At 66.5% G+C, this 19,075-nt stretch carries 23 protein-coding genes; 6 read left to right on the top strand and 17 right to left on the bottom strand.

Going from position 1 to position 19,075, the window contains the following annotated elements:
* The 6 genes from ACR65K_RS04395 to ACR65K_RS04370 all read left to right on the top strand — a co-directional run.
* On the top strand, positions 1 to 249 hold a 249-nt coding region (locus ACR65K_RS04395; RefSeq protein ID WP_440151449.1), incomplete at its 5' end, for a hypothetical protein.
* A gap of 192 nt (positions 250 to 441) precedes the next feature.
* Positions 442 to 1,686, top strand: a complete 1,245-nt coding sequence (locus ACR65K_RS04390; protein WP_056335436.1) for a PucR family transcriptional regulator — start codon at positions 442 to 444, stop codon at positions 1,684 to 1,686.
* Positions 1,687 to 1,774: 88 nt separating this feature from the next.
* Positions 1,775 to 2,704 (top strand): ACP S-malonyltransferase, encoded by a 930-nt coding sequence (locus ACR65K_RS04385; protein ID WP_440151448.1) that lies wholly within the window; start codon positions 1,775 to 1,777, stop codon positions 2,702 to 2,704.
* Complete coding sequence (locus ACR65K_RS04380; RefSeq protein WP_440151447.1) at positions 2,701 to 3,762, top strand: beta-ketoacyl-ACP synthase III; 1,062 nt, start codon at positions 2,701 to 2,703, stop codon at positions 3,760 to 3,762. The genes ACR65K_RS04385 and ACR65K_RS04380 overlap by 4 nt, the downstream gene beginning before the upstream one ends.
* Positions 3,763 to 3,839: 77 nt before the next feature.
* Positions 3,840 to 4,085 (top strand): acyl carrier protein, encoded by a 246-nt coding sequence (locus ACR65K_RS04375; RefSeq protein ID WP_056335424.1) that lies wholly within the window; start codon positions 3,840 to 3,842, stop codon positions 4,083 to 4,085.
* Between the two features lie 176 nt (positions 4,086 to 4,261).
* On the top strand, positions 4,262 to 5,497 hold the full coding sequence (locus tag ACR65K_RS04370; RefSeq protein WP_440151446.1) for a beta-ketoacyl-[acyl-carrier-protein] synthase family protein: 1,236 nt from the start codon (positions 4,262 to 4,264) through the stop codon (positions 5,495 to 5,497).
* 116 nt (positions 5,498 to 5,613) lie between these two features.
* Here ACR65K_RS04370 and ACR65K_RS04365 read toward each other — a convergent pair whose 3' ends face one another.
* From ACR65K_RS04365 to ACR65K_RS04285, 17 genes are all read right to left on the bottom strand, one after another.
* Positions 5,614 to 6,117 (bottom strand): DUF3145 domain-containing protein, encoded by a 504-nt coding sequence (locus tag ACR65K_RS04365; protein ID WP_056335420.1) that lies wholly within the window; start codon positions 6,115 to 6,117, stop codon positions 5,614 to 5,616.
* 239 nt (positions 6,118 to 6,356) lie between these two features.
* Positions 6,357 to 7,283, bottom strand: a complete 927-nt coding sequence (locus ACR65K_RS04360; RefSeq protein WP_440151445.1) for a tyrosine recombinase XerC — start codon at positions 7,281 to 7,283, stop codon at positions 6,357 to 6,359.
* Positions 7,284 to 7,329: 46 nt separating this feature from the next.
* The gene (gene dprA, locus ACR65K_RS04355) at positions 7,330 to 8,526 is read right to left on the bottom strand and encodes a DNA-processing protein DprA (protein ID WP_440151470.1); all 1,197 of its coding nucleotides are present in this window, start codon (positions 8,524 to 8,526) and stop codon (positions 7,330 to 7,332) included.
* A gap of 92 nt (positions 8,527 to 8,618) precedes the next feature.
* Positions 8,619 to 10,163 (bottom strand): YifB family Mg chelatase-like AAA ATPase, encoded by a 1,545-nt coding sequence (locus ACR65K_RS04350; RefSeq protein WP_440151444.1) that lies wholly within the window; start codon positions 10,161 to 10,163, stop codon positions 8,619 to 8,621.
* On the bottom strand, positions 10,163 to 10,519 hold the full coding sequence (locus tag ACR65K_RS04345; RefSeq protein WP_440151443.1) for a YraN family protein: 357 nt from the start codon (positions 10,517 to 10,519) through the stop codon (positions 10,163 to 10,165). Before ACR65K_RS04345 ends, ACR65K_RS04350 begins: the two co-directional genes overlap by 1 nt.
* A gap of 111 nt (positions 10,520 to 10,630) precedes the next feature.
* Positions 10,631 to 10,957: a DUF2469 domain-containing protein gene (locus ACR65K_RS04340; RefSeq protein WP_056335405.1), complete on the bottom strand. Its 327-nt coding sequence runs from the start codon at positions 10,955 to 10,957 to the stop codon at positions 10,631 to 10,633.
* Between the two features lie 49 nt (positions 10,958 to 11,006).
* On the bottom strand, positions 11,007 to 11,780 hold the full coding sequence (gene rnhB, locus ACR65K_RS04335; protein ID WP_440151442.1) for a ribonuclease HII: 774 nt from the start codon (positions 11,778 to 11,780) through the stop codon (positions 11,007 to 11,009).
* Positions 11,781 to 11,812: 32 nt separating this feature from the next.
* Entirely contained in the window at positions 11,813 to 12,634 is an 822-nt protein-coding gene (gene lepB / locus ACR65K_RS04330) for a signal peptidase I (protein ID WP_440151441.1), read from the bottom strand.
* Positions 12,635 to 13,312: a signal peptidase I gene (lepB, locus tag ACR65K_RS04325; protein WP_440151440.1), complete on the bottom strand. Its 678-nt coding sequence runs from the start codon at positions 13,310 to 13,312 to the stop codon at positions 12,635 to 12,637.
* 84 nt (positions 13,313 to 13,396) lie between these two features.
* Positions 13,397 to 13,756 (bottom strand): 50S ribosomal protein L19, encoded by a 360-nt coding sequence (gene rplS / locus ACR65K_RS04320; RefSeq protein WP_018768283.1) that lies wholly within the window; start codon positions 13,754 to 13,756, stop codon positions 13,397 to 13,399.
* Between the two features lie 236 nt (positions 13,757 to 13,992).
* Positions 13,993 to 14,805 carry a tRNA (guanosine(37)-N1)-methyltransferase TrmD gene (trmD, locus tag ACR65K_RS04315; protein WP_440151439.1) on the bottom strand — a complete coding sequence of 271 codons (813 nt, stop codon included), beginning with the start codon at positions 14,803 to 14,805 and terminating at the stop codon, positions 13,993 to 13,995.
* Complete coding sequence (gene rimM, locus ACR65K_RS04310; RefSeq protein WP_440151438.1) at positions 14,806 to 15,351, bottom strand: ribosome maturation factor RimM; 546 nt, start codon at positions 15,349 to 15,351, stop codon at positions 14,806 to 14,808. It abuts the gene before it with no gap.
* 118 nt (positions 15,352 to 15,469) lie between these two features.
* Positions 15,470 to 15,712, bottom strand: coding sequence for an RNA-binding protein (locus ACR65K_RS04305; RefSeq protein ID WP_018759999.1), 243 nt, complete (start codon positions 15,710 to 15,712; stop codon positions 15,470 to 15,472).
* Position 15,713: 1 nt separating this feature from the next.
* Positions 15,714 to 16,136, bottom strand: a complete 423-nt coding sequence (rpsP, locus tag ACR65K_RS04300; protein ID WP_056335390.1) for a 30S ribosomal protein S16 — start codon at positions 16,134 to 16,136, stop codon at positions 15,714 to 15,716.
* Between the two features lie 233 nt (positions 16,137 to 16,369).
* On the bottom strand, positions 16,370 to 16,825 hold the full coding sequence (locus ACR65K_RS04295; RefSeq protein WP_056335388.1) for a hypothetical protein: 456 nt from the start codon (positions 16,823 to 16,825) through the stop codon (positions 16,370 to 16,372).
* Between the two features lie 119 nt (positions 16,826 to 16,944).
* Positions 16,945 to 17,820: a VOC family protein gene (locus tag ACR65K_RS04290; RefSeq protein WP_440151437.1), complete on the bottom strand. Its 876-nt coding sequence runs from the start codon at positions 17,818 to 17,820 to the stop codon at positions 16,945 to 16,947.
* 99 nt (positions 17,821 to 17,919) lie between these two features.
* A complete protein-coding gene (locus ACR65K_RS04285; protein ID WP_440151436.1) occupies positions 17,920 to 19,002 on the bottom strand; it encodes an amidohydrolase family protein in 1,083 nt (360 codons plus the stop codon).
* Positions 19,003 to 19,075: the final 73 nt, after the last annotated feature.

Below are 19,075 nucleotides of genomic sequence, written 5' to 3'. Positions count from 1 at the left end.
GACCAGATCCGCCAATTCGTCCCCAACGAATTCGCCACCCTCGGCGCCGACGGCTTCGGCTTCTCCGACACCCGCGCAGCAGCCCGCCGCTACTTCAAAAACGACACCCACTCCATCGTGGTGCGCGCCCTTGAAATGCTGGCGCGCCGCGGCGAGGTGGACGTCGATGCCCCGGTCAAGGCGATCGAGAAGTACAAGCTGCTCAACGTCAACGCCGGCACCACCGGCAATGCCGGAGGCGAAGCCTAGGCCTTCGGGCTGTAGAGCGGATCCAGCAGCAGCATTACCTGACGGCGGCCCCCATCCATCCGGTGGGGGCCGCCGTCGTCCTGTCCGGGACGGGTGGCACCGAAGGGGCAGGACCGGTTGTGATCCGCGACAAGGCGGATTGTAGCCTTCGCACAAATGGAGCTTGCGCGGCCGTGGCCGTATGCTCAAAGAATGCCAGCACCAGCCAGCGCGTCTGCCAAGCGGAAACCGACCCCGCCAAAGGTGACGCCGGAGAAGTCCGAAACCCTCAAGCAGCTCCGCGCAAACGTCGGCCAGCTCTCCACCAGCACCATGCGGAAGCTGGAGCAGTCGCTTCCCTGGTACAGCCGGCTCAGCGCTGATGAGCGGTCGGCACTGGGCATGGTGGCGCAGAACGGCATCGCGGCCTTCGTGACCTGGTACGAGCGGCCAAGCTCGCCGTCGTGGATCCTCACGGATGTTTTTGGGACGGCGCCAACGGAGCTGACCCGTTCGATCAGCCTTCAGAAGGCGTTGCAGCTGATCAGGATCGTGGTGGAAGTGGTGGAAGACCAGGTACCGGTTATCGCGCCCGAAGCCGACCAACCATCCCTGCGCGAGGCCGTCCTGCGGTACTCGCGGGAAGTCGCCTTTGCCGCCGCGGACGTGTATGCACGCGCTGCCGAGTCCCGCGGTTCCTGGGATACCCGCCTGGAGGCATTGATTGTTGACGCGATCCTGCGGGGCGAAAACACGGACGCCCTGCGCTCACGCATCGCAGCGCTTGGCTGGAAGGCACAGGAACGCTTCACGGTGATGGTGGGGAACTCGCCGTCCGAACCCAGCGCCAGCTATGTCAGCGAACTGAGGCGTATGGCCGGGCGCTACGCGGAGGATGCACTGGTGGGGATCCAGGGCGACCGCCTGATCCTCATCCTTGGCGGCGTGCAGGACCGCGAAACGGCGTATGTGAAGCTGAGCGACATGTTCGCCCCCGGCCCCGTGGTGTATGGGGCCGAAGCCAGTTCGCTGCTGGAAGCCAGCAGTTCTGCGCAATCAGCCTTTGCCGGATTGACGGCGGCCCGCGCCTGGCCCTCCGCCCCGCGGCCGGTGGCCGCCGACGACCTGCTGCCGGAACGGGTTATTTCCGGTGATGACGCGGCGCGCCGATCGCTCGTGAAGAACATTTACCGGCCGCTCCTGGCGGCATCCAACGGCCTGGTGGAAACGCTGGGAACCTACTTGGAACTGGGACATTCGCTTGAGGCCACGGCGCGGGAACTCTTCGTCCACGCCAACACCGTGCGGTACCGGTTGAAGCGGGTCTGCGACGTCACAGGTTGGGACCCGCTGCTGCCGAGGGAGGCATTCGTGCTTCAGGCCGCGCTGGTGGTGGGCCGTCTCTCAGCCCCGCCGAAGGCCGCCACGGAGCGGCAGGCGTCCCGTAACCAGCCGTGAGGCATTGTAGACTTCCTACAACCTGACCCCGTGAGCTTGGTGCGGTGAAACACCGCTGGATCACACAGTAATTTGGAAAGCTGGTTACGTGCTTGCAATAGTCTGCCCTGGACAGGGCTCACAGACCCCGGGTTTTCTGGCCCCCTGGCTGGAACTTCCCTCGGTGGCAGGCCAGCTGGCCGCCCTGAGTGACATCGCAGGCATCGACCTGATAGCCCATGGGACCACCTCCGATGAGGAAACCATCAAGGACACTGCCGTGGCGCAGCCCTTGATCGTTGCCGCGGGCCTGGTCACCGCCGCTTCCCTCTTCGACGTCGAACTCAACTCCCTGCCCGTGATCCTCGCGGGCCACTCCGTGGGTGAAATTACTGCGTCCGCCCTTGCAGGAGTGCTGACGGAGCAGGAAGCCATGACCTTCGTCCGCGAGCGTGCCAACAGCATGGCTGCCGCGGCTGCCGTCACTCCCACCGGCATGAGCGCCGTCGTGGGCGGCGACCCCGCCGAGGTGCTGGCCGCCATCGAGGCCGCCGGCGCCGCCCCTGCCAATGTCAATGGTGCCGGGCAGACAGTCGCGGCCGGCACCTTTGACCAGTTGAAGGCCCTGGCCGACAACCCGCCCGCCAAGGCCCGCGTCATCCCGCTCAAGGTGGCCGGCGCCTTCCACACAAGCCACATGTCGCCCGCGGTCAGTGCGCTGGAGAAACTGAAGCCGCAGCTGAACCCGGTGGCGCCCAAGGTGCCCCTGCTGTCGAATTTCGACGGCGGTGAAGTCACCGACGGTGATGCCGCCGTCGAAAGCCTGATCGCCCAGGTGTCCCGGCCGGTCCGGTGGGACCTCTGCATGGAAACCATGGTCAACCGTGGTGTTACCGGCGTGATTGAACTCGCCCCCGCCGGCACGCTGGCCGGGCTGGCCAAGCGCGGCATGCCCGGTGTCAAGACCGTCGCGGTCAAGACCCCCGATGATCTCTCCGCCGCACTGGCACTCTTTGCAGAACTGGAGGGCAACGCATGAGCGTTCCCACGCTGAAACAGGCTTCGATCCAGGAGCACAGCCGCATCCTCGGGCTGGGTGCGTACCGGCCCGACGTCATCGTCACGAATGAGGATGTCTGCCAGTGGATCGATTCCTCGGATGAGTGGATCCGCCAGCGGACCGGCATCGTCACCCGCCACCGCGCTGCTGCCGACGTCAGCGTCATCGACATGGCAGAGGGTGCTGCCCGGGAAGCCATGGCGAAGGCCGGTATCGAGGCCTCAGAGCTCGGCGCGGTCATTGTTTCCACCGTGACCCACCCGTACGCCACCCCTTCCGCCGCTGCCAGCCTGGCCGACAGGATCGGCGCCACGCCCGCTCCTGCCTTTGATATTTCCGCCGCCTGCGCCGGTTACTGCTACGGAATTGCACAGGCCGACGCCCTGGTCCGTTCCGGCACCGCAAAGTACGTCCTGGTGGTTGGTGCCGAAAAGCTTTCCGACGTCATCGACAACCGGGAGCGCACCATCTCCTTCCTGCTCGGGGACGGTGCCGGTGCCGTCGTTATCGGCCCCTCCGACACCCCGGGCATCGCCCCGTCCGTGTGGGGCTCCGACGGCAGCAAGTGGGATGCCATCGGCATGACCCGCTCCCTGCTTGACGTCCGCGACCTCGGCCTGGCCGCCCGGCAGTCCGACTCCACCGGGGACCTGGCCCTCCTGGAAGAGGCCCAGGAGCTGTACCCCACGCTCCGGCAGGACGGCCAGACAGTGTTCCGCTGGGCCGTGTGGGAAATGGCCAAGGTGGCCCAGCAGGCACTCGACGCTGCCGGCATCGAGGCTGAAGACCTGGTTGCCTTCATCCCCCACCAGGCCAACATGCGCATCATCGACGAGATGGTGAAGAAGCTGAAGCTGCCCGAGACGGTTACAGTGGCACGGGACATTGCCGAAGCCGGCAACACCTCCGCTGCCTCCATCCCGCTGGCAACGCACCGGCTCCTGCAGGAGAACCCGGAACTGAGCGGCGGGCTGGCCCTGCAGATCGGTTTCGGTGCCGGGCTGGTCTTCGGCGCGCAGGTAATTGTCCTTCCCTAGATACGCCCAAGGGCCGCAACCGCGTCCCTGACCGTTTCCGGCAGCCACTGCCGGCAATACAAGAAAAGGAGCCACCAATGGCTAGCAACGAAGAGATCCTGGCCGGCTTGGCTGAAATCGTCAACGAGGAAACCGGCCTGGCCCCGGAGGCCGTCGAGCTGGACAAGTCCTTCACCGAGGACCTGGACATCGACTCCATCTCCATGATGACCATCGTGGTCAACGCCGAGGAAAAGTTCGGCGTTCGCATCCCTGACGAAGAGGTCAAGAACCTCAAGACCGTTGGCGACGCTGTCAGCTTCATCTCCGGAGCACAGGCCTAGCCACAGGCTTTTCGCCGTCTTACGGCTTGGCGGGGCTGCCGGTCCGGATTGACCGGACCGGCAGCCCGCCGCATTTATCCGGCCCAGCACCCCCACCAGGACTGGCCGATCAACAAACTGTGCGGGACCCTGCGGCAGCCGCAGGCGGATACCCCCACCGACGAAAGAGTGATCCCATGACACGCAAAGTAGTCATTACCGGTCTGGGTGCCACCACGCCCATCGGCGGCGACGTGCCCACAATGTGGAACAACGCCCTCAAAGGGGTCTCCGGTGCCCGCACCCTGGAGGACGACTGGGTAGCCAGGTACGAACTCCCCGTCCACTTCGCCGCCCGCTGCAGCACACCGGCCCTTGAGGTCCTCAGCCGCGTTGAGGCCAAGCGCATGGACCCGTCCACCCAGTTCGGCGTCATCGCTGCCCGTGAAGCCTGGGCCGACTCCGGGATCACCGAGTTCGACCAGGACCGGCTGGCTGTTGCCTTTGCTACCGGCATCGGCGGCGTCTGGACGCTGCTGGACGCCTGGGACACCCTGAAGGAAAAGGGCCCCCGCCGGGTCCTTCCCATGACCGTCCCCATGCTCATGCCCAACGGCGTTGCCGCGGCGGTCAGCCTGGACCTCGGCGCCCGCGCCGGCGCCCATACCCCGGTTTCCGCCTGCGCCTCAGGCACCGAAGCCATGCACCTTGGCCTGGAACTGATCCGCTCCGGCAAGGCAGACGTGGTGATGTGCGGCGGTGCCGAGGCTGCCATCCACCCCATGCCGCTGGCCGCATTTGCTTCCATGCAGGCACTGTCCCGCCGTAATGACGACCCCCAGGGTGCCTCACGCCCGTACGACACCGCCCGCGATGGCTTCGTCATGGGTGAAGGCGCCGGGGCCCTGGTCCTCGAGGCCGAGGAACACGCCCTGGCCCGCGGAGCCCGCATTTACGCCGAACTCGCCGGTACGTCCGTTACTGCTGACGCCTACCACATCACCGCCCCGGACCCCGAGGGGCTTGGCGCCACCCGCGCCCTGAAGGCGGCCATGTTCGACGGCCGGATCCAGGCTGAGGACGTGGTGCACGTCAACGCGCACGCCACGTCCACCCCCGTGGGCGACAAGCCAGAATACACGGCCCTGCGAGCCGCGCTGGGCGCGCACGTGGACAACGTGGCGGTCTCTGCCACCAAGTCCCAGATGGGCCACCTCCTGGGCGCTTCCGGTGCGGTTGAAGCCGTCCTCACCGTGCTGGCCGTCCATGAGCGCAAGGCACCGGTCACCATCAACCTTGAAAACCAGGACCCGGAGATCCCGCTCGACGTGGTCACCTCCGCCCGCGATCTCCCTGGAGGGAGCATCGTGGCGCTGAGCAACTCGTTCGGTTTCGGCGGCCACAACGCCGTCGTGGCCATCCGCAGCGTCTAGACCCTGCCCGGGGGAACCACCCGGGATGGCAAAGGAGGCCCCGCCATGTGGCGGGGCCTCCTTTTGCGCTATGGAGGTGTTGTGGTTTTCGTCCCGCTGGGAACGGACGACGGCGGTCAGCCCACCTGGTGGAGCCAGCGGACAGGAGCGCCTTCAGCAGCGTGGCGGAACGGTTCGAGCTCTTCGTCCCAGGCCTCACCGAGGGCGAGGGACAGCTCGTGGTAGACGGCGGCTGGGTCACCGGCTCCTGATTCGTAGGCGTACCGGATGCGGTCTTCGGACACCATGATGTTGCCGTGGACATCCGTGACGGCATGGAAGATTCCCAGTTCGGGGGTGTGCGACCAGCGGCCGCCATCCACGCCCTGGCTGGGCTCTTCCGTCACCTCATACCGGAGATGCGCCCAGCCACGAAGGCAGGACGCCAGTTTTGCTCCCGTGCCGGGGGTTCCGGTCCAGGACAACTCCGCCCGGAACATTCCGGGCGCAGCGGGCTGCGGGGTCCACTCAAGGTCCGTCCGCTTGTCCACCACGGCGCCGATTGCCCACTCTACGTGGGGGCACAGCGCGGTAGGGGCCGAGTGAACGAACAGCACACCGCGGGTCATTGCAACAGACATTCCATCCTCCATAGCTCTAGGTACGTCTTCCCCAACGACCTCTGCCTGGATGTAACTGCCGTGCGTGCACTGCGGCGATGGTTCCCTGCCTGTATTCAGATGTATCAGATTAAGCTGCGTCCGGGCCCGCCGCGCGGTTCGAGGCTTTGTGAGCTTCAAGCCGCACTTGAAAGTTGCCGGACGTGACTCTTATTGTGCCGTACCCCATGGAATTACGCCAGTGCGATTCCCCGGGCCGATCACGCCCGGGGATGGGCCTGCTGATAACTTTTCCGGAGCCGGTCAACCGAGACATGTGTGTAGATCTGGGTGGTGGCCAGGCTGCTGTGTCCCAGGATCTCCTGTACCGCGCGGAGGTCCGCGCCGCCGTCGAGCAGGTGTGTGGCGGCCGAGTGCCGCAGGGCGTGAGGCCCGGATGCGGAGGTATCACCCAGTGCCTCGAACAGTGCGTTGACCAGGGCGCGGACCTGGCGCTGGTCAACCCGTCCCCCGCGTGCTCCCAGGAAGAGCGCGGGCCCGCTGCTGCCCTTGGCCAGGACCGGGCGCCCCCGCCGGAGCCAGTCATCGACGGCCACAGCTGCCGGTACTCCGAACGGAACCGTGCGTTCCTTGTTGCCCTTGCCGATGACCCGCAGTGTCCGGCGGTCCGGGTCCAGGTCGTCGACGTCCAACCCCGCGAGTTCACCTACCCGGACGCCTGTGGCGTAGAGGAGTTCCACGATGGCACGGTTTCGCACAGCGAGCGGTTCGCCCTCCCCGGCTGCCCTCTCCAGGCCCTCCAGGATGCGGGTGAGCTGCGATGCCTGGAGGACCCCCGGCAGGGATCCTTCGCGTTTGGGTGCCTTCAGCCGGAGGGCCGGGTCAGCGTCGATGAGTTCCTCGCGGAGGGCCCAGCTGGTGAAGGCCCGTGCCGTGGCAGACCTGCGTGCAAGGGTTGACCTTGAGGCGCCTGCGGAACTTTGGCTGCCAAGCCACCGCCGGAATGTTCCGAGTTCTAGGTCCTCCAGTCCTGTGGCACCTTCCGAGGCGGCATGGGCAAGGAGGCTGCGCAGGTCGCCCAGGTACGCGCGCCTTGTGTGGGCGGACACCGCACGTTCCCCCGACAGATAACCGGCGAACGCATCCAGCGCCTTGTGCAGTTCCCCTGGCAGTTCTTCATTGTCCACTCCTCTACTTTCCCAGTTGCCCGGCCGGTACCGCCGGTTGACACGGTCATGGCTTGCCGCGCTTCCAGCCGCCGCGCTCCGACACTGCAAGTCCCAGCAGCCCGAGCCTCCCAAGTCCCGCACGCACCGAGTCCTGGCCAAGGCCGGCCACGGCCGATAGCTTTTCCACGGAAGTGGTGGAACGCAGCGGCAGCGCGTCCAGCAGGATCAGGTCCTCCAAGGTCAGGCCGTCCTGCACTGCCGCCTCTGTGGTGGGTTGCGCGGGCAGCTCAACTCCGCTGGGTGATGCCAGCTCGGCCACCTCGGCGGCATCGGTGACGCAGACGGCTCCCCCGTCCCGGAGGAGCCGGTGACAGCCGGCGGAATTGGCGCTGTGGACGGATCCGGGAACGGCACCCACGGCACGGCCCAGGGTCTCGGCATGATGGGCCGTATTGAGTGCACCCGAGCGCCAGCGTGCCTCCACCACCACCGTCACCCCGGCCAGGGCAGCAATCAGGCGGTTCCGCTGGAGGAAACGGTAGCGGGTGGGAGCCGAACCCGGCGGCACCTCGGCCAGCACCGCGCCCTGGTTCGCCACGGCGCGCAGCAGGTCATCATTACCGGATGGATAGAACCGGTCCACTCCCCCGGCCATGACGGCGATGGTGGGGACAGCCGAGGATCCGCCGGCAAGGGCTGCCCTGTGGGCATGCGCATCGATCCCGTAGGCTCCGCCCGAGACCACCGTGAAGCCCCGCTGCGCCAGCGAGTAGGCCATGTCCCCTGTCACCGCCGCCCCGTAGCTGGTGCTGTCGCGGGATCCTACAAGGGCGATGCATTTTTCCGCTCCCGGCAGCGGTTGTTCCTGGCCGCGCCACCAGAGGCAGATGGGTTCCTGGATTCCCAGGTCCGCCAGTTGGGCGGGCCACAGCTCGTCGCCCGGAATGATGAGGCGTCCACCAAGCCGGGCCATGGTGGCAAGGTCGCGTTCGGGCGCAAGGTCGGGCAGGCGCGGCTGCCAGCGCTTCAAAGCGGCAGCAAGTCCGGCCCAGCTGGTGGCCGCGCCGCTGTCAGCCAGCAGCGATGTCATCCCGCGCTCCAGGTCAGGCCCTGCCGCCACCTGCCCCGTAGCAATGCGCAGGGCTTCGGTTGCCCCTGCCAACTGGACGAGGGCCAGTCCCGCGGTGTCCTGGGGCTCCATCAGCCGTGAAAGAGCCGCGCGGGCCAGCCGCTCCGCATCGGTGCCCGTTGCCTTCGTCATGCCCTGTTCCGTCACCGCAACCTGTTCCTTCGCCACAAACTGTCCCGTATCCACGCCCGTTTCCTTCACGTTGCTCCGCGCATCCTGCTCTCTCATGCCGCGGCCGCCGCAGCCTGGCGCAGGCCCAGAGCCTGTCCGATGTCATTGGGGTCCGGTATGTCGCGGTGACCGAGGTCCGCCAGGGTCCAGGCGAGCCGAAGGACGCGGTCATAGCCTCTCGCGGTCAGCACGCCCCGTTCCAGGGACTGGTCGAGGATCCGGGTTGCGGCCGGTGGAAGCCGCAATTCGCCGCGCAGGATGCGCCCGGGTACTTGCGCATTGGTCTCAAGGCCGAAGCGCTGCAACCGTTCCGTCTGCCGAGCACGCGCGTCCCGGACACGCCGCGCCACTGACGCGGTGTCCTCTTCCGCGCCCGCCTGACCGAACTCGGCCAGGGACACCCGCTCCACCTGCAGCTGGATGTCCACCCGGTCCAGCAGGGGTCCGGACATCCTGGCGAGGTACCGGCGTCGCATCATCGGGGTGCACGTGCAGTCCAAACCCTTGCCCGATGCCTTGCCGCAAGGGCAGGGGTTGGCCGCGAGCACCAGTTGGAAGCGGGCCGGATAGGCCGCCGTCCCGGCTGACCGGTGGATGACCAGCTCCCCGCTCTCCAGCGGCTGCCGGAGCGCGTCCAGGACACGGCGTTCGTATTCGGGTGCCTCGTCAAGGAACAGCACGCCCCGGTGGGCACGTGATGCAGCGCCAGGCCGCGGCAGCCCCGTTCCGCCGCCGATAATGGCCGCCGCGGTGGCTGAGTGATGCGGGTTCTCGAATGGCGGCCGGCGCAGGAGTTGCATTGAGGACCCGGGCAGGCCGCACAGCGAGTGGATGGCTGTGACTTCCATGGAATCGTGGTCGCCAAGGTCCGGCAGGAGGCCGGGGAGCCGCTCCGCGAGCATGGTCTTGCCGGCACCCGGCGGACCGGTGAGGAGCAGGTGATGGGCGCCGGCCGCCGCCACTTCCAACGCCCTCCGCGCTTCGCCCTGCCCGGAGACATCTGCCATGTCCGGGCATGGGCCGGGCAGGGACTGACCGTCGCCGGCATCATCGGCGTCCTCGGGTTCGAAGTCCAATGCGAGCTCCTGCGGGTCAGCCCCAAAGTCCAGGGCGAGCCGGGCCAGCGTACTGTACCCGCGCACCTCCGCGCCCGGGACCAGGGAGGCCTCGGCAAGGTTGGCCTGCGCCACGACAATTTCCGGATAGCCTGCCTGGACCGCCGCCATGACCGCCGGCAGGATGCCCCGTACCGGCCGCAGCCTCCCGTCCAGCCCCAATTCAGCGATAAAAACTGTGCGCCCGGTGGGCTTGATGTCGTTCGCTGCCCTGAGCACGGCCATGGTAACGGCGAGATCGAAGCCCGAGCCGCGCTTGGGCAGTGAGGCAGGAATGAGGTTCGCGGTAATCTTCCTGCGGCTAAGCGGAATCCCGGAGTTCTTCGCGGCTGACCGGATGCGCTCCCTGGCCTCATTCAGGGATGCATCCGGCAGCCCGAGAATGACGAAGGCCGGAAGAGTCTGGCCGATGTCCGCCTCGACTTCCACCATGTAGCCATTAAGCCCAACGAGGGCGATGGAGTAGGTCCGCCCGAGTGCCATTACCCCACCCCCTTGAGGTGTTCAACCACGGGTTCCCCGCCGCCGTCGTCCACGACGGCGACAACGTCAACGCGGCGCAGGGGCATCCGCAGCTCGCGGTCGCGGCACCAGGCAGCACCCAGGCGGTGCAGCCGGGCAAGTTTTTCCGCGCCCACGGCTTCAAAGGGGTGGCCGTAGTCCAGGGATCGGCGGGTTTTAACTTCGGCGATGACCAGGGCGTCACCGTCGAGGGCGACGATGTCAATCTCGCCCTCCGCACACCTCCAGTTGCGTTCCACCACCAGCATGCCCAGTGCTTCAAGATAGCCCACGGCAAGGTCTTCGCCCCGCCGGCCCAACAGGTCTTTGGATTTCATTTCTACCTCCGCAACCAGCGTGGCGGCGGATGGCTGCGGACGGCAGGAGGCCCCTGCCGTATGTGGACAGGGGCCGGTGTGGAGGGGAAGTCAGGAGGTCCCCGGAGGATCCTAGTTACCCAGGTCGACGTCCTTGGGCAGGGCCAGTTCCTCGTTGCGGGGCAGTTCCTCCACGTTCACGTCCTTGAAGGTCAGAACCCTGACGCTTTTGACGAACCGTGCCGAGCGGTAGACATCCCATACCCAGGCGTCCTGGAGGGTCAGGTCGAAATAGACCTCGCCATCGGCGCTGCGGGCCTGGAGGTCCACATGGTTGGCCAGGTAAAAGCGCCGCTCGGTCTCGACGACGTAGCTGAAGAGGCCGACGACGTCGCGGTATTCACGGTAGAGCTGAAGCTCCATGTCGGTTTCATAGTTCTCAAGATCCTCAGCACTCATGCTTCCATCTTGCACCATGTCCGGCACGGCTGACGCCGGGCGGCGGGAGTCAGTCTTCGCAGGGCTCTTCCCCGTCGGGCACCTCGACGCCCTGCAGTTCCCCGCCGAGCAACCGCCAGCTGACCCGATGGTAGGGCGTGGGGCCCGCGGCACGGAGGACGTTCCGGTGGGCTGCCGTGGCGTACCCCTTGTTGATGTCCCAGCCGTAATCGGGAAATTCGCCGTGCAGCTCCCGCATCATCCGGTCCCGTTCCACCTTGGCAATGACGCTCGCCGCCGCGACGCTGAGGCACTGCATGTCCGCCTTGACCTTGGTGTGGACGGGCGCGTCACAGGAGGCCTCGAGAACGGGCTGGTCGAACAGGGACAGCTGCTCCGCAGGGGAAAGCCAGTTGTGGCTTCCATCCAGCAGCACAGCGTCCGGAACGACGCCGGCAGCGAGGATACTGCCCCAGGCCCGGGTTCCCGCGAGCCGCAGGGCAGCGATAATGCCGAGCGAATCAATCTCGCCGGCGGAGGCGTGCCCCACGGCTGAAGCGACACTCCATCGCCGCACCAGGGGATCCAGCCGTTCCCGTTCCGCCGGGCTGAGGAGTTTGCTGTCCCGCACGCCCGCAAGCGGCTTTTGGCGTTCCAGGTCGACGACGGCGATACCCACGCTGACAGGACCGGCGAGGGCACCACGGCCAACCTCGTCCACCCCTGCCAGCAGCCGTATCCCCTGGGTCTTGAAGGTCCGTTCGTGCCGCAGGGTGGGAGCCTTGCTGCCACGTGCTGCCGGTTTTGAGCCGGAGCGCACCTTCACTGCGGGGGAAGCTTTCACTGCTGCCGGCGCCTGTACTGCGGAAGGCACGGTCAGCGGGCCCCCGGGACGCTGCGGAACACATCCGGGTAGTTGTCCAGGGTCTTGATCCGGTTCAGCGGCCAGGCGATGACCGCGGCCTTGCCTTCCAGGTCCTTGAGGTCGATGAATCCCCCGTCAGTCTCCATGTGGGCACGGGAATCGGCAGAATGGTTCCGGTTGTCACCCATCACCCACACCTTGCCTTCCGGTACGGTGACGTCAAAGTTGCGGATCTGCGGGACTTCAGCGGGATTGATGTACTTCTCGTCGATGGCGGTCCCGTTAATGGTCAGTTTACCGCCGGCGTCGCAGCAGACCACATGGTCGCCAGGGAGGCCGATGACACGCTTGACCAGGTGCTGCTCCGAATTGTCCGGCAGGAGGCCAACAAAGGTCAGGCCGTCCTGGACCCAGGTGAACGGGCCCTGCTCCTTTGCGGGGGCCGGTGGCAGCCAGCCCTTGGTGTCCCGGAACACCACAACGTCCCCGCGGCTGAGAGCAAACGGCTCCGGAACCAGGAGGTTGACGAAGATCCGGTCATCGACGTCCAGGGTGTTCACCATGGACTCCGAGGGGATGAAGAAAGCCCGGAAGAGGAACGTCTTGATGAGGAAGGACAGCACCACGGCAATGACCACCACTGTGGCGATTTCCCTCAGCCACCCGAGCAAGGGATTGCCGCTGGACTTGCCGGCCGCCTTCGATGCTCTGTCCCGCCGGTGGACGCGTGCGGATTCCGGGGATTCGCCGGGCACCGAGGAAGCTGGAACGGCGGGCGTCTCTGATGCGCCGTCGTGGCGCGGTTCAGGTTTCCGCGCGTGGTTCTCGGGCATTTACCGTCCGTTCTGTGTTGTCGGCCCCGATGCGGGCGGCCGTGCTACTGGAGCAAATCTATCAAGCGGCCAAAGGATCTGGACCGGCCGGCCAATCACCCGGTCCAGCGGAACCAGTCCGCCCCCGGGGGCGCCCAACAGGCTGCGGGAATCCGCGGACACGGAGCGGTGGTCCCCCATCAGCCACAGCCTCCCCTCCGGAACCAGGGTGCTGAACTTCTGCGTGCTGGGTGCATCCCCGGCGAAGATGTAGGGTTCGTCCAACGGTTCGCCGTTGACGGTGACCTTGCCGCCGGCGTCGCAGCAGGCCACGCTGTCGCCGGGAAGGCCGATGACCCGCTTGACGTAGGTGGTGTCGCTGCCGGTCAGGCCAAGCCACTGCATCGCTGCTGCTGCCCCGTCCACCACCGGGCCCTTGCCGCTGTTCAAGGGCGCGAAGCTGCCGCGCCCATCAAAGACAACAATGTCCCCGTGCCGGATGGGTTCGGACTGGAAGTCCGTGCGCGACACCAGGATCCGGTCCCCGCCCTGGAGCAGCGGCTCCATGGACTCGGAAGGGATGAAGTAGACGTCAAGCCACAGGGACCGGACAACCCCGCTGATGGCCACGGCGAGGACCACCGCCAGTAAAACAAAACGCCAGCCCGTTTTGCGGGGCTGGCGTTCTGTCTGGTGCATGGTCCGTATCCTGGCGCTGGGGCATTGCTCCGGCGCGTGCCGGCTACGGCCGTGCTCCGGCCTGGCGGTAAGTCCGGGCAGGACTTACTTGGCGGAGCTGAAGTCGCGCTTTTCCTTGATCTTGGCAGCCTTGCCGCGCAGTGCACGCATGTAGTACAGCTTGGCGCGGCGGACGTCACCCTTGGTGACAACCTCGATCTTTTCGATGATCGGCGAGTGCACCGGGAAGGTACGCTCCACGCCGACACCGAAGGAGACCTTGCGGACGGTGAAGGTTTCGCGCACGCCGTCGCCCTGGCGGCCCAGGACGAAGCCCTGGAAAACCTGGACACGGGTGTTCTTGCCTTCGATGATGTTCACGTGCACCTTGAGCGTGTCGCCGGCGCGGAATTCGGGAACATCGTTGCGCAGCGAGGCTGCATCGACGGAGTCGAGAATATGCATGATTGCACTCCTGGTGAACGCCACAGGTCATTCACTTTGGGTCACGGCAGGCAAGTCCGGCTGCCGCAAGGCATGCCGGGTCTCCCCGCCGAAAGTAAAATGGTCCGGCCGCTTCAAGGGTTGATGGGGCCGATTGTCCGGCTGTTGGCCGCGCTACCCCCTGTGGCAGGTGCGGACCCAGCAGACACAAGGGTTAATTTTGCCACAGTGGCAGGGTTACGCCAATTCGTCGGGCGCTAATCCTGCTGCCCGGACGCCGGCTCCGGCCGGCGGGCCAGCCTGCCGTCCACAATGTCGTACCCAAGGTTGTGCAGTTCCGTGCGGTCGGCACGCGGGAGGGTGCCGGCGTCGAACCCTTCCAGGAGGTCCGGCCGCCGCTCTGCTGTCCGGCGGTACTGCTCGTGGCGCCGCCATTGGGCGATCCTGCCGTGGTTGCCGCTGAGGAGCACCGGCGGCACCTCCCGGTCGCGCCACACGGAGGGCTTGGTGTAGACCGGGTACTCCAGGAGCCCGTCGGAGTGGGACTCCTCTACCAGGGACTCCGGGTTGCCCACGACGCCGGGCAACAGGCGGCCAATGGCTTCCACCATGGCCAGGACGGCCACTTCGCCGCCGTTCAGCACATAGTCGCCCAGGCTGACCGGCCGGACCGTGAAGTGCCCTTGAGCCCATTCGATGACCCGTTCATCAATGCCCTCATACCGTCCGCATGCAAACGCCAGATGCTCTTCCTCAGCCAGTTCGTAGGCGAGGGCCTGCGTGAACCGTTCGCCCGCCGGCGATGGAACGATCAGGACCGGCTTGCGTTCCGGATCCCGACGCCCCTCCGCCACTGCGGCGAGAGCCTGCGCCCAGGGCTCGGGCTTCATGACCATGCCGGCGCCGCCGCCGTACGGGGTGTCATCGACGGACCGGTGCTTATCGGTGGTGAAGCTGCGCAGGTCGTGGACGTGCAGGTCCAGGATCCCGTCCTGGCGGGCCTTGCCGATCAGCGAAAGTTCGAGCGGGGCGAGGTAGTCAGGGAAGATGCTGACGACGTCGATCCGCATCTAGTCCGTGCCTTCGACTTCAGGGGCGGCGGCTTCGTCGGAGTTGAGTTCGAAGAGGCCGTCCGGCGGGGTGAGGAGGATGAAACCTTCCTCGATATTCACCTCAGGCACAATCTGCACCACGAATGGGATGAGGATTTCCTTGCCGTCCGGGGTGGTGACCATGAGCAGGTCCTGCACGGGCATGGTGTTCAGTGCCGTCACCTTGCCCACCACCTGCGCCCCTACACGGGCTTCGAGGCCGACAAGCTCATGCTCGTACCACCCCTCGTCGTCGTCCACGTCCAACTCTTCGGTGTCGATGAACAGTTTGGCGCCGCGGAGGGTTTCGGCCTGGTTCCGGTCAGCCACCTCCTCGAAGCCGAGCAGCAGGATGTCCTTGTTCCACCGCGCACTGGACACGGTCAGGGGACCCGAAGCGGCAGGTTCGACGACGAATTCCGTTCCCGGGACAAACCGGTCTTCCGGGGCGTCCGTCAGCACCTGGACGGTGACTTCCCCGCGAATGCCGTGCGGCTTGCCAATCCGTGCCACCTGAAGCTGCATTTGTTCCTCTGTTCCCGGTTGTGGTGGTTCTCGTGAAAAGCACTGTGTTGATCAAAGCACTCCGGCCCCTTCACCTGATGGTGAAGGGGCCGGAGAAAAGCTGAATGCTGCCGAGCGCTCAGCGGCGGCGGTCGGTATCGACGACGTCGACCCTCACCGGTTCGCCGCCGGCCAGTGCTGCCACCACGGTGCGCAATGCGCGGGCCGTGCGGCCCTGGCGGCCGATCACCCGTCCCAGGTCGTCCTGATGCACGCGCACCTCGAGGGTGTCCCCGCGGCGGTTGTTCTTGGAGCTGACCTTGACGTCATCCGGGGAATCGACGATTCCGCGGACCAGGTGTTCCAGCGCTTCTGCCAGCAATTTACTCAGCCTCGGTGGTCTCAGCTTCGGCGTCGGCCGGGGCCTCGGCAGCGTCAGACTTGGAGGCCTTCTTGGTGATGGCTTCCGGGATGATGACCGAGCCCTTCTCCGGGGCAACGAAGGCTTCCTTCTCGACCTTGGTCTTGAGGGTGCCTTCCTGGCCCGGCAGGCCCTTGAACTTCTGCCAGTCACCGGTGATCTTCAGGATCGCGGCAACCTGCTCGGACGGCTGGGCGCCGACGGAGAGCCAGTACTGCGCACGCTCGGAGTTGACCTCGATGTACGAGGGCTCTTCGGTGGGGTGGTACTTGCCGATTTCCTCGATGGCACGGCCGTCACGCTTGGTGCGTGAGTCCGCGACGACGATGCGGTAGTACGGGGCGCGCATCTTGCCGAAGCGCTTAAGGCGAATCTTTACGGCCACTTTTGTGGTCACTCCTGTTTCAGAAAAAGGGGTGAACCCGGCTTTCTGCACCCGTGGGGCGGGCCATACTTGCGGGTTCGAAGGACAGGATCCGGACGCGGAGAGAGGGGCCACGCAGATCGAGTACCTGTTTATTGTGCCAGATGAGCGCTGTTATTTCGACTTGGCGCGCCACGCCGGCCGCCGCAGCCGGCCCCTGGCGCACTGCAAGGTACCCAAACCGGCATCACCGGTCACGCGGACCAGACGTACAGTCCCGTCCGCTCGGAATCGTCGAGTGAGGCCGCCAGTTCGGCCACCTGCTGCACATAGGTCCGGGCCTGCGCGGCGCCGAACGGCATATCCTCCTGGCCGGCCCACTGTTCGGCGACGTCGTCAAGGACATTGCCTTCGCCTTCGGTCTCATAGGAGAGCAGGTCAGCCAGGGCACGGACCATGGCCGGCGGAACGGCAAGGAGGGAATCGCTGGCGACGTCCACCATGGTGAGTTCATAGTCGGCACCGCCGGCGTGTACCGCAGTCCCGGCAAGATCACCCAACTGTTCGACTTCGAAATCGCTGATGCCCTGAATCCGCACCGCCTGGCCCGCGGGCCCGCTGTCCGCCGCAGAGCCGCTTCCTTCATCGAGGATGCCGGCGCGTTTCAGCGCGGCGTCATGGGTAGCGACAAAGATCTCGGTGAAGCCCATGGCGGGTGCCCTTCTTCCGTTGACGGAGCTGCGTGCCGGGCGCTGCCTGCAGCCCGGCCGTACGGAATCAGCCTAGTAGTTGCGGACCCGCCCGCGCACGCCGGAGCCGGCGGAGCCGGTCAGCGGACGGCCACCCGGAGCCGGTTGCGCCACGGGTCCTCGAACCGGAGCTCCGCACCGGTGTGGTGGGCGGCAACCCCGGCGACTTTGAGACGGTCAGCCAGCGCCCCGACGTCGTCACCGGAGGGAACCTCGATGAGCACCTCGCCCAACCCGAGCGAGTCTTTTCGGGGGCCGGCGCCGCGGCTGTTCCAGACGTTCATGGCCATGTGGTGGTGGTAACGGCCAGCGGAAACGAACAGTGCCTGCCCATGCCAGCCTGCCGTCTTCTCGAAGCCGAGGGTGCCCACATAGAAATCCCTGGCTGTCTGGACGTCTCCCACCTGCAGGTGGACGTGCCCCACACCGGCAGACGTCTGCCGCTGGCCCTCGAGGGACTCCTCGGTGAGGTGCTGCTCCAGGTAGCGCTGCGGCGGAAGCGCGAGGCTGTCCATCACCACGTCCGTCCCGTTCCAGGACCAGTTGCTGCGGGGCCGGTCCCAGTACAGTTCAATGCCGTTGCCCTCGGGATCGGTGAAATAGAAGGCTTCACTGACCAGGTGGTCGGCACTGCCGGTGAAGGAGCGGGGCTCGTACTGGGCGGCGGTGGCGATGGTGGCGGCGAGGGAAGCCTGGTCCTCGAACAACAGGGCGGTGTGGAACAGGCCCGCTTCCCCCCTGCCGGGAAGGTGCAGTCCGGGAGCCGGCGCCAGGTGGACCAGCGGCCTGCCGAGCCTGCCAAGGTAGAGGCCGCCGTCCTGCTCAGCCACCACCTCGAGGCCCAGGGCGCGCTGGTAGTAGTCGGTCATGACCTTCATGTCACCGACCTTGAGCATTACCGTGCCCATGGCGAGGTCGGCAGGAAGAAGGTCCTGGCTGCTGGCTGCTTCGGTCATGTGAAGGCTCCTTGTATTGGAGGCCGTCCCGTTGGCGGCCTGTCACAAATTAAAATTACTTGAAGCTTCAATTTATTCCAAGTGCCGGGCTCATTCTGCTCACCTGATGATGCGGCCGCCCAGCACCACATGTTCCAGGGCCGTGATGGTTTCCGGGACCGCCCGCGGATCCTCACGGCATACCACAACGTCGGCCCGCGCACCTTCGGCCAGGTTGTCCGCTCCCAGCCAGGTGCGGGCTGCCCAGCAGGCAGCATCCAGGGCCGCCTCCATGGGCAGGCCCGCGCCGTGCAGGGCGAGGATCTCGTCGGCGATCCTGCCGTGGCGGATCACGCTGCCGGCATCCGTGCCGGCAAAGATGCGCACCCCGGCGGCGTGGGCTTCGGCCACCCGTTCCAGCCGGCGCTCCCAGAGGGAGCGCATGTGGGCCGCGTAGCGCGGGAACTTGGCCTCTGCCTGGGCAGCGATCCCGGGGAAGGTGGCGATGTTGATGAGGGTGGGGACGATCGGCACATCCTGCTCCGCGAACCGGGGCAGGTGCCGGGGCAGCAGCCCGGTGGCGTGCTCGATGCAGTCGATGCCGGCGTCCAGCATCTGGTCCAGCGTGTCCTCGGCGAAGCAATGCGCCGTGACCCGGGCACCTTCGTCATGGGCAGCCCGGACAGCGTCACGCACGACGCCGGCAGGAAAGGACGGCGCGAGGTCACCGGCGCTCCGGTCGATCCAGTCCCCCACCAGCTTGACCCAGCCGTCGCCGTCGCGCGCCTGCTTCCGCACGGCCTCCACAAGCCCCTCGGGCTCGACCTCCTCCGCGAAGCCGCGCAGGTAGCGGCGCGTGCGGGCCACGTGCCTTCCAGCCCGGATCAACACCGGGAAGTCCCGGCCGCCCTGCATCCAGCGGGTATCGGCAGGTGAACCGGCGTCGCGGGCCAGCAGGGTTCCGGCGTCGAGGTCGGCCAGCGCCTGGTCCCGGGCCATTGCGGGTTCCACCGGACCGGCGGGACCCAGTCCGATGTGGCAGTGGGCGTCAGCGAACCCCGGCAGCACCCAGCCGTCGAGCACCCGCCCAGGAGCGGCACCAGGCCGGTTGAACGTGAGCTTGCCGTCCACCGACCAAAGTCCATGACGGACCCGGTCCGGTGCGGTCAGGACAGGTCCGCGAAAGTGAATGATCTCTGCCATCGGGCTTCCTTTCGATGCCCGGACAGGCTAGCACCCGCAAATGTGACAAGGCTCTTCCGCGCCCCTGTGGTAG

It is taken from the genome of Arthrobacter sp. SAFR-179 (assembly GCF_059414945.1).
This window is presented reverse-complemented; position numbering and strand designations above follow the sequence as displayed.